General features: G+C 71.3%; 19 protein-coding genes and 2 tRNA genes. 15 read left to right on the top strand and 6 right to left on the bottom strand.

Annotation, left to right across the window (positions count from 1 at the left end; genetic code table 11):
* The first annotated feature begins 94 nt into the window (after positions 1-94).
* From V4Y03_RS16670 to V4Y03_RS16655, 4 genes are all read left to right on the top strand, one after another.
* A complete protein-coding gene (locus tag V4Y03_RS16670; RefSeq protein ID WP_317873312.1) occupies positions 95-667 on the top strand; it encodes a DUF3566 domain-containing protein in 573 nt (190 codons plus the stop codon).
* 121 nt (positions 668-788) lie between these two features.
* A tRNA-Ile gene (locus V4Y03_RS16665) sits at positions 789-862 on the top strand.
* A gap of 158 nt (positions 863-1020) precedes the next feature.
* The gene (locus V4Y03_RS16660) at positions 1021-1155 is read left to right on the top strand and encodes a DLW-39 family protein (RefSeq protein WP_003958712.1); all 135 of its coding nucleotides are present in this window, start codon (positions 1021-1023) and stop codon (positions 1153-1155) included.
* Between the two features lie 109 nt (positions 1156-1264).
* Entirely contained in the window at positions 1265-2665 is a 1401-nt protein-coding gene (locus tag V4Y03_RS16655; RefSeq protein WP_332435439.1) for a hypothetical protein, read from the top strand.
* Between the two features lie 34 nt (positions 2666-2699).
* Here V4Y03_RS16655 and V4Y03_RS16650 read toward each other — a convergent pair whose 3' ends face one another.
* Both V4Y03_RS16650 and V4Y03_RS16645 read right to left on the bottom strand, forming a co-directional pair.
* Positions 2700-4130 carry a serine/threonine-protein kinase gene (locus V4Y03_RS16650; protein ID WP_332435438.1) on the bottom strand — a complete coding sequence of 477 codons (1431 nt, stop codon included), beginning with the start codon at positions 4128-4130 and terminating at the stop codon, positions 2700-2702.
* Between the two features lie 61 nt (positions 4131-4191).
* Entirely contained in the window at positions 4192-4740 is a 549-nt protein-coding gene (locus V4Y03_RS16645; RefSeq protein ID WP_317873309.1) for a helix-turn-helix domain-containing protein, read from the bottom strand.
* A 129-nt stretch (positions 4741-4869) separates the two neighbouring features.
* Between V4Y03_RS16645 and V4Y03_RS16640 the strand changes: the two genes are divergently transcribed.
* Positions 4870-4942, top strand: a tRNA-Ala gene (locus V4Y03_RS16640).
* Here the strand turns inward: V4Y03_RS16640 and V4Y03_RS16635 are convergent.
* Entirely contained in the window at positions 4933-5586 is a 654-nt protein-coding gene (locus tag V4Y03_RS16635; protein WP_332437198.1) for an NUDIX domain-containing protein, read from the bottom strand. The two genes, V4Y03_RS16640 and V4Y03_RS16635, sit on opposite strands and share 10 nt — an antisense overlap.
* A 143-nt stretch (positions 5587-5729) precedes the next feature.
* A complete protein-coding gene (locus V4Y03_RS16630) occupies positions 5730-6113 on the bottom strand; it encodes a DUF4406 domain-containing protein (protein ID WP_317875409.1) in 384 nt (127 codons plus the stop codon).
* 49 nt (positions 6114-6162) lie between these two features.
* On the opposite strand from V4Y03_RS16630, the gene V4Y03_RS16625 reads away from it, so the two are divergent.
* Positions 6163-6921 carry a DeoR/GlpR family DNA-binding transcription regulator gene (locus V4Y03_RS16625; RefSeq protein WP_332435436.1) on the top strand — a complete coding sequence of 253 codons (759 nt, stop codon included), beginning with the start codon at positions 6163-6165 and terminating at the stop codon, positions 6919-6921.
* A gap of 216 nt (positions 6922-7137) precedes the next feature.
* Complete coding sequence (locus V4Y03_RS16620; protein WP_332435435.1) at positions 7138-7524, top strand: DUF6344 domain-containing protein; 387 nt, start codon at positions 7138-7140, stop codon at positions 7522-7524.
* A gap of 211 nt (positions 7525-7735) precedes the next feature.
* On the opposite strand, the gene V4Y03_RS16615 is transcribed toward V4Y03_RS16620, so the two are convergent.
* Positions 7736-8443, bottom strand: a complete 708-nt coding sequence (locus tag V4Y03_RS16615; RefSeq protein ID WP_332435434.1) for a DUF5324 family protein — start codon at positions 8441-8443, stop codon at positions 7736-7738.
* A gap of 172 nt (positions 8444-8615) precedes the next feature.
* Between V4Y03_RS16615 and V4Y03_RS16610 the strand changes: the two genes are divergently transcribed.
* Together V4Y03_RS16610 and V4Y03_RS16605 are read left to right on the top strand one after the other, a co-directional pair.
* A complete protein-coding gene (locus tag V4Y03_RS16610; protein ID WP_332435433.1) occupies positions 8616-9143 on the top strand; it encodes a peptidylprolyl isomerase in 528 nt (175 codons plus the stop codon).
* A gap of 23 nt (positions 9144-9166) precedes the next feature.
* Positions 9167-10051 carry a rhomboid family intramembrane serine protease gene (locus tag V4Y03_RS16605; RefSeq protein ID WP_332435432.1) on the top strand — a complete coding sequence of 295 codons (885 nt, stop codon included), beginning with the start codon at positions 9167-9169 and terminating at the stop codon, positions 10049-10051.
* A 294-nt stretch (positions 10052-10345) separates the two neighbouring features.
* Here the strand turns inward: V4Y03_RS16605 and crgA are convergent, their stop codons facing one another.
* Positions 10346-10600: a cell division protein CrgA gene (crgA, locus tag V4Y03_RS16600; RefSeq protein ID WP_317875415.1), complete on the bottom strand. Its 255-nt coding sequence runs from the start codon at positions 10598-10600 to the stop codon at positions 10346-10348.
* 140 nt (positions 10601-10740) lie between these two features.
* On the opposite strand from crgA, the gene V4Y03_RS16595 reads away from it, so the two are divergent.
* The 6 genes from V4Y03_RS16595 (at position 10741) to V4Y03_RS16570 (ending at position 15003) form a co-directional block, all read left to right on the top strand.
* Positions 10741-11508 (top strand): DUF881 domain-containing protein, encoded by a 768-nt coding sequence (locus V4Y03_RS16595; RefSeq protein ID WP_317875416.1) that lies wholly within the window; start codon positions 10741-10743, stop codon positions 11506-11508.
* Positions 11509-11538: 30 nt separating this feature from the next.
* A complete protein-coding gene (locus V4Y03_RS16590) occupies positions 11539-12207 on the top strand; it encodes a class E sortase (protein WP_332435431.1) in 669 nt (222 codons plus the stop codon).
* 64 nt (positions 12208-12271) lie between these two features.
* Positions 12272-12433 (top strand): hypothetical protein, encoded by a 162-nt coding sequence (locus V4Y03_RS16585; protein WP_107103837.1) that lies wholly within the window; start codon positions 12272-12274, stop codon positions 12431-12433.
* Complete coding sequence (locus tag V4Y03_RS16580) at positions 12430-13068, top strand: aminodeoxychorismate/anthranilate synthase component II (protein WP_332435430.1); 639 nt, start codon at positions 12430-12432, stop codon at positions 13066-13068. The genes V4Y03_RS16585 and V4Y03_RS16580 overlap by 4 nt, the downstream gene beginning before the upstream one ends.
* The gene (locus tag V4Y03_RS16575) at positions 13065-14291 is read left to right on the top strand and encodes a class E sortase (protein WP_332435429.1); all 1227 of its coding nucleotides are present in this window, start codon (positions 13065-13067) and stop codon (positions 14289-14291) included. The genes V4Y03_RS16580 and V4Y03_RS16575 overlap by 4 nt, the downstream gene beginning before the upstream one ends.
* A gap of 37 nt (positions 14292-14328) precedes the next feature.
* On the top strand, positions 14329-15003 hold the full coding sequence (locus tag V4Y03_RS16570) for a class E sortase (RefSeq protein WP_317875420.1): 675 nt from the start codon (positions 14329-14331) through the stop codon (positions 15001-15003).
* Positions 15004-15030: the final 27 nt, after the last annotated feature.

Raw genomic sequence — 15030 nt, 5'->3', positions numbered from 1 at the left:
AGCCACGGGCGCCGGATCGGCGGCCGCCGGAGCTTCTGCTGGTGCTGGAGCGAACGGCGCCCGTGGCCCCGCCACGGACTCCCAGGGGGTTGCGGTGACGGACACTCGGGGGCAGCAGCCCCCGTACGAGACCTACAACGGGCCGCTGCCCGGCGAACGCGCGGGTGCGCAGCAGCCGGGCGGTCCGTACCACCCGCCGCAGGCGTACGGTGCCTCGGCGCCGGGCGGCGGCGGTACGGTCGGCGGCCAGACCGGGGCCGTGCGCCGGCCGCGTACGGGGGCACGCACGACGCCCCGTACGCGCAAGGCGCGGCTGCGGGTGGCCAAGGCCGATCCATGGTCGGTGATGAAGGTGAGCTTCCTGCTCTCCATCGCACTGGGCATCTGCACGATCGTCGCTGCGGCGGTGCTGTGGATGGTCATGGACGCCATGGGCGTCTTCTCGACGGTCGGCGGGACGATCAGCGAGGCCACGGGCTCGAACGAGTCCAACGGCTTCGATCTGCAGTCGTTCCTGTCGCTGCCGCGGGTGCTGATGTTCACCTCGGTGATCGCCGTGATCGACGTGGTCCTGATGACCGCGCTGGCGACGCTGGGCGCGTTCATCTACAACCTGTCGGCCGGCTTCGTCGGCGGTGTGGAACTCACGCTCGCCGAGGACGAATGACGGTCGGGTGACCTGCGGGTGACCTGCGTGGGGGGCCGGACGAGAACCGATTTTGGGACTGGCCCCCACGTGCGCTAATCTTCAGGAGTCAGCGCGCGGGACACACTCCGCAGAGCGCGGCGGGGCTATAGCTCAGTTGGTTAGAGCGCATCCCTGATAAGGATGAGGCCACAGGTTCAAATCCTGTTAGCCCCACAGTGTCGATCGACCCGGACGGTTCCTCCGTCCGGGTCGTTTCGTTTGTTCGGGGACGGCCGGAGGTTTGAACCTCGTACAGGTCACCGATCGGTATCGGTCGATGTGTAGAGTGGGCGTCAGAAGTCTCCTACGTCAACGAAAGACGAGGTCGCGCGGTGAAGAAGCTTCTCCTGGTCGCACTGGCCGCCATCGGCGGGCTCCTCGTGTACCGCCAGATCCAGGCGGATCGCGCCGAGCAGGATCTGTGGACGGAGGCGACCGACTCCGTGCCCGCAGGTTCGGGTGTCTGAGACGAAGACCGTCTGTGGGTGAAGCCCCGGCCGCGCGTGAGCGGGCCGGGGCTTTGCTTTGCCTGAGCAAATTGTCGACTTGCTTAAGTGAAGTGAAGGGGAGAAGCGCGTGAGGACGCAGCCCGGCCTCGGCCGGAGGGCGGGGGCCCTGATCACGGCGGTCACGGCGGTGGGAGCGGTGGTGGCGCTGCCGGGGCCGGTGTGGGCGGCGGCCGGCACGGCGCCGACGTGGGCGGCGGGAACCCCTCTCCGGGCCGAGGGAACCCCTCTCCGGGCCGAGGGAAGCCCTCTCCGGGCCGCGGGGACCTCGCTCCGGGCCGCGGGGGCTCCCCTTCCGCCGTACGCCTTCGACAGCGGCGCGCAGCGGGTCGCGGGAGCCGCATCCAGCTCCGATGCCGCGCAGCTGAAGACCGGTCAGACCTACCGCGACACGCTCAAGAAGGACGGCAAGGTCTACTACCGCGTCGACCTCGACGACAAGCGGAACGCGTACGTCTCCGTCGTCGCCGTCCCGAAGACCGGCGGCAGGGTCGAGTACGGCGACGGCGTCAAGATCAGCCTGCAGGACGGCTCCGGCACCGAGTGCGGCTACCAGCAGACGAACTTCACCTCGGCCGAGTACACCCGGCCGCTCGCCGCGTACGCCCGGCGCGTCGTCGACGCCGACAGCTCCACCTGCCAGAACGCGGGCGCGTACTACGTGCTCGTCGAGCGGCAGTCGAAGGCGACCTCCAGCCCCGACGACTGGGAGCTGGAGATCCGCTACACGACCGAGCCGGGCCTGAGGAAGGCCGGGCCGACCGAGCTTCCGGAGGTGTGGCCCTCCGCCACCCCCGGGCCCCCGGCCGGCGGCCCGAAGCCGCGCCAGGGCGGCGCCGGCGTCCACGACGCCACCTCGCTGACGCAGGGCGAGTGGCGGTCCGACATCCGGCCCGGCCAGACGCTCTTCTACCGGGTGCCCGTCGACTGGGGGCAGCAGCTCTTCGCCAGCGCCGAACTCGGCAGCAGCGCCGCCGGGGACGAGTACATCGGCAACGCCCTGGTGCTCTCCCTGGAGAACCCGGCGCTCGGGCACGTCGACGAGAAGACCGCCAGCTACGACGGGAAGCAGTCGACGCTGGTCCTCGACGCGCAGCGGCCGGTGGCCCACGAGAACCGCAGCTCGTACGACGAGGGCACCAGCGGCATGCGGTTCGCCGGCTGGTACTACCTCTCGGCCACCCTCAGCCCGGCGATCGCCAAGGAGTACGGGGACGGGACGGTGCCGCTGACCCTTCGGGTCTCCGTACGGGGGACCGCGAAGCCCGGCCCCGGCTACGACGGCGACCCCGGGCAGTTCGCCGTGACCGCCGACGACAAGGAAGTGGCAGCGAACGGCTCCGGCGGGGAGCGTGCGGCGGAGCGGAGCGACACGATGCGGGTGGTCGCGGTGGCCGGGATCGGCGGCGGTACGGCCCTGCTCCTCGGGCTCGGCGGGTGGACGCTGATGGCGCGCCGGAGGGCGGTCTAGGGCCTGGGGGCCGCCTCCCTGTCGCGGGACCGGCTCAGGTCTGGGAGAGGGCCCAGAAGCCGACCGCGAAGCAGACCAGCGCGAGCAGCAGCACCGGGACCGTCACCTTCGGGGGCGGTCCCGGTCGGCGTACGGGGGCGGTCTGCGGGGCCTGTGGGGCGTGCGAAGCCTGTGGGGCGTACGGGGTGTACGCGGCCTGCGGGGACGGGTGTGCGGGCGGAGTGTGCGGCGGGAAGGGCGCGGGCGGCGCGGCGTAGGGGTGAACGGGGGTCTGTCCGTACGGGGTTCCCACGGTGGGCGTCCGCGCGAAGGCGGGGTTCGGGTGCGCGACCGGCGGGGGCAGGTGGAAGCTGCCCGTCTCGGAGGGGCTGGGCATCGGCGGGTGGGCCGGGGCGGGGAGGGGGGCCGTGGGGGGCGTGGTACCTGCCGGGGCGGTGGATCCGGTCGCCGGGCCGGTGGTTCCGGGCAGGTCCGTGGGGGGTGCCGGCGGCGGGGTGGTGGCCGCCGTGGTGGATGCGGCGGCTGGGGCCGCTGTGGCGGTCATGGTGGCTGGGCCCGCTGTGGCGGACGTGGCGGTCGTGGGGCCCTCCGGGCCGAAGCCCGTCGGCAGGGGGCCGAGCTGGTCGAAGATCTCGACCCGCTCCTCACGCTCCTCGTCGGCGCGTGGCTCGGGCAGCATCTCGGCGGCCGCGCTCAGCGCCTTCCGCGCCCCCGTGGCCGTACGGAAACGGGCCTGCGGATCGGGCTGGAGCAGCCCCGCGAGCACCTGCCACAGGGGCTCCGGGACGCCCTCGGGGGCGCTGGGGGTGCCGTGCTCGACGAAGTGTGCGACCAGGGCCTGCGAGTCCGGCTTGCGGCCCTGGAGGAGATAGAGCGCGACCAGGCCGACGGCGAACAGGTCGGCGGTGAAGTCCGGCTCGGCGCCGAGGAGTTGCTCGGGCGCGAAATATCCGGGCGTCCCCACGACGTAGTTGGTCTCGGTGAGGCGCGGCTCGCCCTTCCGCATGGAGATGCCGAAGTCGGAGAGCCGCAGGTGCGGCCGGCCCGTGCCGGTGACGTCCATGAGGATGTTCGCGGGCTTGATGTCCCGGTGGACGACCCCCTCGGCGTGCACCGTGGCGAGGCCGGAGAGCAGCTGGTCGAGCAGGACGCAGACGAAGCGGGGCGGCAGCGGGCCGTAGTCGCCGATGACATGGGCCAGGGAGCCGCCGGCGACGAGGTCCATGGTGAAGAGGACCTTGTCGTCGTCGGCGGCCCAGCTGGCCGGGGCGAGGACGTGCGGATGGTCGATCCGCATCGCCTGCTCGCGGACGAAGCGGAGCAGCGTGTGGGCGTCGCTCTGCAGGAGCACCTTGGCCGCCACGTAGCGCCGGCGGCGGTGGTCCCAGGCGCGCCACACGGCGCCCGCCCCGCCCCGTCCGATCGGGTCGACCAGCTCGTACCGCCCGGCGAAGACCTCACCCATCGTGCTGCGCCCGCTCCCGTTGCTTCGTCTCTCGGCGGTGCCGGCCGGCTGCCCGCCCGCGTCAGTTCTGGTGCGACTCGTAGTGGGCGACCGCGTCCGCCGTGCGCCCCGCGCCGTACACCCGGAGGAACTCTGCCAGCTCCGGGTGGGCCGGGGCGAGGGAGTCGGCGGCGTCGATGATGTCGCCGGCCGCGGCTACGGAGCGCAGCAGCGACTGGATCTCGCGGACCACCCGGCGGACGGTCGGCGCGCCCGAGCCGGTGGTGGTCTGACCGGTGCCGGTGAGGACGGAGCCGCCCTGCGACTTCTTGACCTCGTCCATCCGGTCGGCGGCCTCGGCGGCGCTGACGCTGCCGTCGGCGACCTGGACGGCGAGCTCCTGGAGGGCCTGGACGCGCTGGACGACGGCGGGGTTGCCGATCTTGGCCCGCTGGCCGCTCATCAGCTGGGACAGCATGGGCGCGGAGAGCCCGAGCACGGCCGCGAGCCTGGCCTGGTTGAGCCCGAGATCGTCGATCAGCCGACGGAAGAGCGCCCCCAGCGGCTCCCCGTACCAACTGCGCTGAAGCTCTCTGGCTCTTGCCGTGGCTTCCTGCTGCGCTGCGTCCATCACTTCTCCCCATCCCTTAGGTTCGCCACTGCGAACCTCGGTCAGCATCTTACGGAGAGTGGTCGCCGACCGGGAGTCCCAATCCTTTTGCCGGACATGGGGGGTGACCCGGTACGCTGTTCTCGTTCCGGGGCCTTAGCTCAGTTGGTAGAGCGCTGTCTTTGCATGGCAGATGTCAGGGGTTCGACTCCCCTAGGCTCCACCCCGTACACCCCCTTCGACCTGCGTAACCGCGGTCGGAGGGGGTGTTTTCGCATGGGGGGCGAAGGGGCCGTCCAGAGCGGCCCACTGCAGGAGCAGGACGGTCTTGCCGTCGGTGACGCGGCCGTCGCGGACCATCGCGAGGGCGTCGGCGAAGGGCAGCTCCAGCACCTCGATGTCCTCGCCCTCCTCCTCGAGACCGCCGCCGTCCCCGGTGCGGTCGGCCGCCGTGTAGGGGGCCGCGTAGAAGTGCAGGCGTTCGGTGACCGAGCCGGGGCTCATATACGCGTCGAGGACGTGGGTGAGCGGGCCGAGCGCGATGCCCAGTTCCTCGGCGGCCTCGCGGCGGACGGCGGCGGCCGGGTCGTCGCCGTCGAGCAGCCCGGCGGCGGCCTCGACGAGGACGCCGTCCGGGTGGTCGTTGACGTAGGCCGGGTAGCGGAACTGGCGGGTCAGCAGGACGACACCGCGCGCGGCGTCGTACGGCAGGACGACGGCGCCGTTGCCCCGGTCGTACGTCTCGCGTTGCTGGGTCTCCCAGCGTCCGTCGCGGCGCCGGTAGTCGAAGGTGGTGCGCCGCAGCACGTGCCAGCCCCGCGAGGTGAGCTCGACGTCACGGACCACGACGTCGGGGTTGCGGTCCAGGTCGCGGCCGGCGCGGTCGAGGCCGGTCCGGCCGCGGTGGTCGGGGGTGTCGACGCCGGGGGTTCCGGGGGTGCCAGAGGTGCCGGGGACGCCAGGAGCGCCGGGGCTGTCGGGGGTGCCGGTGCCGGGGCGGGGGCGGGGGTTCACACGGCCTCCCGCGGGGTGCGGCGCGGGATCTCGTCCGCGTGGTGGAAGACCGGCAGGCCGCGGCGGCGGGCGGTGGCGACGTCCTGGTCGGCGCCCGCGGAGTCGCCGGGGAGCCGGAGCACGGCGTCGCAGTGGGCGAGCAGGCGGTCGGCGGTCGGGTAGAGGACCTCGTCGGCGAGGGGATCGGCGGGGCCGGCGCCGGCCGAGCGCAGGACGGGCAGGGCGATCCACTCCCCGATCACGGGGAGGTGTCCGGCGGCGAACACCGGCCAGGCCGCCTCTTCGAGGCGGGCGAGGTTCGCGGCCATGGCCTGCTGGTCGCCTGCGGTGCCGGAGCGGTAGGGCCCGGCGATGAGGATGAGCATCGGCTTGTCGGTCATGGCGCGCTACGATACATGCAGAAACGTGCAAGAACAGGAGAGAGTGCGGATGCTGGCTGCCGAACGACGCGACCACCTGCTGAACCTTCTCGCCCGCGAGGGCAAGATCGTCGCCAAGGAGGTCGCCGCCGATCTGGGCATCTCCGAGGACAGCGTGCGGCGCGATCTGCGCGACCTCGCGGCCGAGGGGCTCTGTCAGCGGGTGTACGGCGGGGCGCTGCCCGTCTCCCCCGCGCTCGCGGACTACGACACCCGGAAGGCGGTCACCCCGGACGGGAAGCAGAAGGTCGCCGCGGTGGCCGCCGCGCTCGTCCGGCCGGGCAGCGCGGTGATCCTGGACGGCGGCACCACCGCGCTCGCGGTGGCCCGTGCCCTCGCGCCGGACCTGGACTGCACCGTGATCACCCACAGCCCGACCATCGCGGTCGCGCTGCTCGGCCATCCGCGGGCCGAGGTCTTCCTGCTCGGCGGGTGCCTCTTCAAGCACTCGGCGGTCGCCTGCGGCGCGGCCGCGGTGGAGGCCGCGCAGAACGTCTCGGCCGACCTGTGCCTCCTGGGCGTCACCGGCGTCCACCCCGAGGCGGGGCTGACCACCGGCGACGCCGAGGAGGCCGCGATGAAGCGCGCCCTGGCGGCACGGGCCGCGGAGACGTACGTCCTCGCCTCGTCCGAGAAGATCGGCACGGCCTCCCGGTTCCGCGTGCTGCCCTGGGAGGAGATCAGCGGACTGATCACCGACGCGGACCCCGCCCACGCGGTCGTCGAACAGCTCACGGCGCGCGGTGTGGAGGTCCTGGCGGCCGACTGAGATCCACCGCTCTCACCCTGGCAGGGCCCGGCTTTCCCGGGCGTACGCGGTGTCCGTCCGGGGCCCACTGGGCCGGACGGGTGGTGTTCATCGGAAGAACTGCGCGGCGACGGCGGCGCTCCGGGGAAATCGGGCGCGCATCCACATCATGAGGAAAGTACGTAAAGCGCGCAAACCGAAATGAACCATCCGAGAACGTCACGAAAGTGAGGGGCCATGGCCACCGCCAAGGTCAAGCAGTTCTGGACCGCCTTCATCTCCGTCCTCTTCGCCCTGCTCGCCTCCGTCGGCCTGGCGGGCACCGCCGCCGCGGCCCAGCAGCCCGCCGTCCAGCAGCCGGAGGAGCCGGCCGCCGGCACCGCCGCGACTCCCGTCGCCGTCGTGGGGGAGCGCGCACCCGCCTCCGTACCGGCACAGCGGGCGCATCGGTGGCCGCTCGCCGGGGACCGCTCCCTGCCGCCGACCATCAAGCAGCGCATCGCCGCCGAGGCCCACGGTTCCTCTCCCGCCGCCCGGAACCGCTCCGCGGCCGGCGTGACCGCCGTGGCCGAGCACGACGAGCCGGCCGCGCTGACCGAGCTGGCGCTCGCCGCGGCGGCGTAGGCGCGGGGAGAAGACGGACACACGCGTCTCCCCGCACCGCCACCAGACTTCGTAGAACCCCAGGCATCACCCCGGCAGAACCACGTAGAGCCAGCAGGACCCCAGCAGGACCACGTAGAGCCCCAGCAGGACCCCGGCAGAACCACGTAGAACCCCAGGCAGCACCCCGGCAGAACCACGTAGAGCCCCAGCAGGACCCCGGTAGGAACGGTCAGCCGCGCTTGTCGCGTTCGGCCGCTTCGGCTGCGGCCGCGGCTTCGGCTTCGGTCTCCTTGGCCTCCACCTCCGGGTCGAGGGAAGCGCCACTGTCGTCGACGGACGGCGGGACGGTCTCCTCGTCCACCTCGGTGGGAGCGGGCGGTTCGACGAGCCAGTCGGGATTGGCCTGACTGTCCCACCACTTCCAGGCGGCGAACGCGCCGCCGGCGAGAATGCCCAGGACCAACAGGCCCTTGGCGAGGCGTCCGGCCCTGGCCCGACGCTCGTGCCTCTTCACGATCTTCTGGATCTCCTCCGGTGTCACCTGACCGCGCAGCGCGGCCCAGGCGGCGATGGATCGCGCCCCGGCCTCCTCGATGACCGGCCCGGTCGCGGCGACCGCCTGCTCGACCCGGGGAACGGTGTAGTCGGCTGCCTGACGGGCGGCCCGGCGGGTCTTGACCGCCGCACGGTGTGCGGCCGCGTCGACCCGCGGCGGAACATACGGTGCGACATACGAGTCGTACTGCGCACGAGCCTGCTCCCGGGCCAGCAGCGCGGCCTTCGAGACCTTCGGCGCGATCAGCACGCGCGCCTCGTGCGCGTAGCGCGAGGCCTGGTCCTTGGCCGTGCCGGCGTACGGCGCCACCACGTCCGCGGCGTGCAGAACGCTCTCCTTCGCCGAATCTGTCGCGGCGCGCACGCTGTCCAAGCTGGTCACGGGATTCCTCCTCCTCGGTGGCGATGTCGGTTTTTCACCTTTCCATCCTTTTCGGAATCATGCCCGCCCGAGCGAAGTCCGGCATGCGGGGCGGGCATCCGGGGCATGCGAGGATCGGACACGCCAGGGACAGACGTGGCATGACGCGACATGACGTGGACGGAAGGCGACCGTGGCCGAGCAGCTGTACGCGATCCTCAAGACCAGCCTGGGTGACATCGAGGTGCGGCTGATGCCGTTCCACGCCCCGAAGACGGTGCGGAACTTCGTCGAGCTCGCCGCCGGCGAGCGCGAGTGGACCCACCCCGCGACCGGCACGGTCTCCTCGGACCCGCTGTACGACGGCACGGTCTTCCACCGGGTCATCAAGGGCTTCATGATCCAGGGCGGCGACCCGCTCGGGGACGGCACCGGCGACCCCGGTTACGCGTTCGCCGACGAGTTCCACCCGGAGCTGTTCTTCGACCGCCCCTATCTGCTCGCCATGGCCAACGCAGGGCCGGGCACCAACGGCTCCCAGTTCTTCGTCACCGTCGCCCCCGCGACCTGGCTGAACCGCAAGCACACCATCTTCGGCGAGGTCGTGGACAAGGAGAGCCGCAAGGTCGTCGACGCCATCGCGGCCGTCGCCACCGACCCGCACACCGAGCGGCCGGTGCAGGACGTGGTCGTCGGCACCGTGGTGATCGAGAAGCGCTGAGGCGGAAGGAGCCGGAACCTCCCATGGACCCGCGACCTTCCACGGACCCGCAGGCCGGTCCGTCCCACTGCTACCGCCACCCCGAGGCCGAGACCGGCATCCGCTGCACCCGCTGCGACAAGCCGATCTGCACCCGGTGCATGGTCTCCGCCTCCGTCGGCTTCCAGTGCCCCGACTGCGTGCGCAAGGGCTCAGGGACCGGCCACGCCCCCGACGCCAACCAGCCGAGGACACTCGCCGGCGGCCGGGTGACGGGGGACGGCCGCTTCGTCACCAAGATCCTCATCGGGATCAACCTCGCCGTCTACCTCGCGGTGCTGATCGTCGGCGACCGGCTCGTCGACGAGCTGGTGCTCATCGGGTACGCCTACAGCCCGCCGCTCGGCGAGGTCGTCGGCGTCGCGGACGGCGAGTGGTACCGGCTGCTGACCTCGACCGTCCTCCACCAGGAGGTCTGGCACATCCTCTTCAACGTGCTGGGCCTGTGGGTGATCGGCGGGATCGTCGAACCGGAGCTGGGGCGGATCCGGTACGCGGCCCTCTGTCTGCTCTCCGGGCTCTCCGGGTCCGTGCTCGTCTACCTCGTGGCCGAGCCGAACCAGCCCTCGCTGGGCGCCTCGGGCGTCGTCTACGGACTGGTCGGGGCCTGGGTGGTGCTGGCCCGCCGGCGCCGTCACGACATGCGGCCGGTGGTCCTCTTCGTGGCCCTGTCGCTGCTCATGACATTCACCCGTCCGGGGATCTCCTGGGAGGCCCATGTCGGCGGTCTGGTCGCGGGCGTCCTGGTGACGTACGCGCTCGTGCACGCGCCCCGGGCCCGTCGGGACCTCGTGCAGTACGGGGCCCTCGGTCTGCTGCTGCTCGTGGACGTGGGGAGCGTACTGGCCCGCACGGCGGCGCTCACCTGAGCGCAGGGGCCTGTGGACGAGCTTTTCTGTGAGCTTTCCCCAGAGTTATCCACAGTGCGTGGCGGGTTGTCCCCGCCGGGTGGGGAAACACCACGCCCCTCGCCTCTGACCTGGCATTTCTCCAGGGAGGCGAGGGGCGTGAGGCGTTCATGCCGAGGTGATTCCGGTCATACCGGCGTCAACTCGGTGCGAGTTATCCACAGATCTTCGTAAGTTATCCAGTGCTGTGCACAACGCTGTGGATAAGTTCAGGGGAGAGCTTGACGAGCGGCCCCCGAGGAGGCTAGACCGCCGCTACTTCCACTGCGTGGAGACGCCGAAGCCGGCCGCGATGAAGCCGAAGCCCACCACGATGTTCCAGTTCCGGATCGACTCGACCGGCATCGAACCGTCGGTGACGTAGAAGATCACGATCCACACCAGACCAATGGCGAACAGCGCCAGCATCACAGGCGCCACCCAGCTGCGGTTGGTCAGCTTGATGTTGGTCGCCTGCTTCGCGGGCGGGGGCGTGAAGTCGGCCTTCTTGCGGATCCGTGACTTCGGCACGAGGGACTCTCCTGTCGATGCGCTGCGTGACCGCGCAGGGAACTGTGGCTGGCGCCGGGATGTGACGAAGGAGGACGTCTGAGTCCCCCAGGCGTCCGTTAGCGTAGTGGTTCCACGGCACCGAAGGGGATCAGGGTACGTTGAGCAATTCCGCCGGCACTCCCGAAGGGCCGGGCCGCACCACCAGGTGGCGCCCCGTCCGGGTCCTCACCCTCGCCGTTTTCGCCCTCGCCGGACTGATCTTCGTCACGAGCTTCAACACCGCCAAGGGCACCAACATCCGCACGGACGCCTCGCTCCTGCGCCTCTCCGACCTGATCGAGGAGCGCAGCCACAAGAACGCCGGCCTCGACGAGACCACCGCCGCCCTCCGCTCCCAGGTCGACTCCCTCGCCGCCCGCGACGACGGTTCCACCCGCGCGGAGGACGAGAAGCTCGCCGCGCTCGAAGCGTCCGCCGGGACCAGCGAGGTCGCCGGATCCGGCCTCACCGTCACCCTGGACGACGCCCCGCCGAACGCCCAGGCCGCCCCCGGATACCCCGAACCGCAGGCCAACGACCTGGTCATCCACCAGCAGGACCTCCAGGCCGTCGTCAACGCCCTGTGGCAGGGCGGCGCCGAGGGCATCCGCGTCATGGACCAGCGGCTCATCTCCACCAGCGCCGTCCGCTGCGTCGGCAACACCCTGATCCTCCAGGGCCGCGTCTACTCGCCCCCGTACAAGATCACCGCCGTCGGTGACCGGGGGAAGCTGAACAAGGCCCTCGCGGGCTCCCCGGCGCTCCAGAACTACCAGCTGTACGTGAAGGCCTACGGGCTCGGCTGGAAAGTCGACGAGCACAAGGCAGTGACTCTTCCCGGCTACTCGGGCACAGTGGACCTCCACCAGGCGAAGCCGGTGAGCTGACCACCGGTGACCTGACACCGGGAGGGGCGCTTGCGGCTCGTCGTACGGACCTTCAGCGAACTCTGCCTCACCGTCGGCGCCCTGATCGTCCTCTTCGTCGTGTACGTCCTGTACTGGACGGGGATCCAGGCCCAGAGCGCGAGCGCCGGCCAGATCGACACCCTCCAGCGGGAGTGGACGAACGTCCCCGCCGCCGCCGGACCCGCCCCCACGCACGCGCGTCGCTACGCCCCCGGCAAGGGCATCGCCGTCATGTACGTCCCCCGGCTCGGCAAGGACTGGAAGTGGCCGGTCCTCGAAGGCACCGGACCGGGCGTCCTCAAGAAGGGCCTCGGGCACTACGCCGCCACCGCCCGGCTCGGCGGCACCGGCAACTTCTCCGTCGCCGGCCACCGCCGCACCTACGGGGACCCCTTCAAGGACTTCCCGCGGCTGCGCCCCGGCGACGCGGTGGTCCTGACCGACGGGACGACCTGGTTCACGTACCGGATCGACCGAGGCCCCTACCGGACCGTCCCCACCGACGTCGGGGTCGTCGACCCGCTGCCCCGGAAGTCGGGCTTCGACGGGCCCGGCCGCTATCTCACCCTCACCACCTGTGACCCCGAGTGGGGCAGCAGCCACCGGCTCGTCGTCTGGGCGCACCTCGACGCCACCCGGCCGGTCGCCGACGGCCGTCCACAGGCTTTCGACAGCTGACCCCCCAGAGCCCCCTCGCCCCGTACTCTGGTCGTCGTAACGAACGGAAGGGGCGGTCGACGTCATGTACGGCTGGATCTGGCGGCATCTGCCGGGCAACGCGTGGGTACGGGCGCTGCTCTCGATCGTGCTGGTCCTCGCGATCGTCTACGTCCTGTTCCAGTACGTGTTCCCCTGGGCGGAGCCACTGCTTCCGTTCAACGATGTGACGGTGGACGGCCAGTGAGCGCGCGCATTCTCGTCGTCGACAACTACGACAGCTTCGTCTTCAACCTCGTCCAGTACCTCTACCAGCTCGGTGCCGAGTGCGAGGTCCTCCGCAACGACGAGGTCGAGCTGAGCCACGCCCAGGACGGCTTCGACGGCGTCCTGCTCTCGCCCGGACCCGGCGCGCCCGAACAGGCCGGGGTCTGCATCGACATGGTCCGGCACTGCGCGGACACCGGCGTGCCCGTCTTCGGCGTCTGCCTCGGCATGCAGTCCATGGCCGTCGCGTACGGCGGGGTCGTCGACCGCGCGCCCGAGCTGCTGCACGGCAAGACCTCCCTCGTCACGCACGAGGGCCTGGGCGTCTTCGCCGGTCTGCCCTCGCCGTTCACCGCGACCCGCTACCACTCGCTGGCCGCCGAGCCCGCCGCCCTGCCGGCCGAGCTCGAGGTCACCGCGCGGACCGAGGACGGCATCATCATGGGCCTCCGTCACCGCGAACTCCCCGTCGAGGGCGTGCAGTTCCACCCCGAGTCCGTCCTCACCGAGCACGGCCACCTGATGCTCGCCAACTGGCTGGAGCAGTGCGGCGACAAGGGGGCGGTCGGACGGTCGGCGGGGCTCGCGCCGGTGGTGGGCAAGGCCGTCGCGTGACGACGGGCTCCCCGTGGTTCCGGCCGACGAACGAACCGGGCCCCGAGCCGATACCCGCGGACCCCTACGCACCGGCGGAGCCTTACGCCTCCGCCGAGCCGTACGCACCGGCGGAGCCGTACGCACCCGCGGACCCTTACGCACCGCAGTACGCCCCCGCGGAGCCCTACGCGACGCCGGCCGAGCCGTACGCCTACGAGCCGCCCGCGCCCGCCCCTTCCTCCTACGAGTCCCCGCCCTACGGGGACGCCGCCGAGGAAAGCCCCTACGCGCCCCCGTACGAGCCGTACGAGGCGGAGGGGTCCCCGCGGACCTCCCCGAGCGAGACGATGCCCCTGGAGGTCGTGGAGCCCCTTCCCGGGCCCTCCTCCGAGCCGCTTCCCGGACCCGGCCGTGCCGAACGCCGCCGCGCCGCCAAGGGAGGCCGTGCCAAGGGCCGTAGAGGCCCCGCCACCGACTCCCCCGACGACACGCCCCCCGCCGCACCTGCCGCCCCGCTCTCCCGCGTCGAGGCGCGCCGCGCCGCCCGCGCCGCCAAGGACAGCGTCGGCGTCGTCGCCAGCCGGGTCGTCGGCGAACTCTTCATCACCTTCGGCGTCGTCATGCTGCTCTTCGTCACCTACCAGCTGTGGTGGACGAACGTCCTCGCCGGCCAGGAGACCAACCGCGCCAAGGCGCAGATCGAGGACACCTGGGCCAAGGGCGACCAGGGCGCCGGCACGGCGCCGGACGCCTTCGAGCCCGGCCAGGGCTTCGCCATCATGTACATCCCCAAGCTGGACGTCGTCGTCCCCATCGCCGAGGGCATCAGCAAGAGCCAGGTCCTCGACAAGGGCATGGTCGGCCACTACGGCGAGGGCAAGCTCAAGACCGCCATGCCCGCCGACAAGAAGGGCAACTTCGCCGTCGCCGGCCACCGCAACACCCACGGCGAACCGTTCCGGTACATCAACCAGTTGAAGCCCGGCGACCCGATCGTCGTCGAGACGCAGAACGCGTACTACACCTACGAGATGGCGAGCATCCTGCCGCAGACCTCGCCCTCGAACGTCTCCGTGATCGACCCCGTACCGAAGCAGTCCGGCTTCGACGGGCCCGGCCGGTACATCACGCTGACCACCTGCACACCCGAGTTCACCAGCACCTACCGCATGATCGTGTGGGGCAAGCTGATCGAGGAACGCCCGCGCAGCGAGGGAAAGCCGAAAGCGCTCGTAGGCTGAGACCCCACACCTCCGGACGGGACGACGGGACGACCTAGTGGCACGCGTGCGCAATCGGATCGCCGGGATGATCAGTCTCCTCGGCGAACTCCTCATCACAGCGGGCCTGGTGCTCGGCCTCTTCGTCGTCTACTCGCTGTGGTGGACCAACGTGCTCGCCGACCGCGCCGCCGACCAGGACGGCGCCCAGGTCCGCGACCAATGGGCCGACAGCCCCGGGGCGCTCGACACGAAGGACGGCATCGGCTTCCTCCATGTGCCGGCGATGAGGAACGGCGAGGTCCTGGTGAAGCAGGGCACCGGCACCGACGTCCTCAACCACGGCGTCGCCGGTTACTACACCGACCCGATCAAGTCCGCGCTCCCGCAGGACAAGCAGGGCAACTTCACGCTGGCCGCCCACCGGGACGGCCACGGCGCCAAGTTCCACAACATCCACAAGTTGAAGACCGGTGACCCGATCGTCTTCGAGACCAAGGACACCTGGTACGTCTACAAGGTCTACAAGACCCTGCCGGAGACCACCAAGTACAACGTGGACGTCCTCCAGCCGGTCCCGGAGGAATCCGGCAGGAGCAAGCCGGGCCGGTACATCACGCTGACGACCTGCACCCCCATGTACACCTCCGACTACCGGTACATCGTGTGGGGCGAGCTGGAGCGCACCGAGAAGGTCGACCGCGAGCGGACGCCCCCGGCGGAGCTTCGCTGACACACGGCCGCGGACGTGAGGAAGGGG

It is taken from the genome of Streptomyces sp. P9-A4, from assembly GCF_036634195.1.
GTDB lineage: Bacteria > Actinomycetota > Actinomycetes > Streptomycetales > Streptomycetaceae > Streptomyces.
Note: the sequence above shows the minus strand (reverse complement) of the source record. Positions and strands in the feature narration are given on the sequence as shown.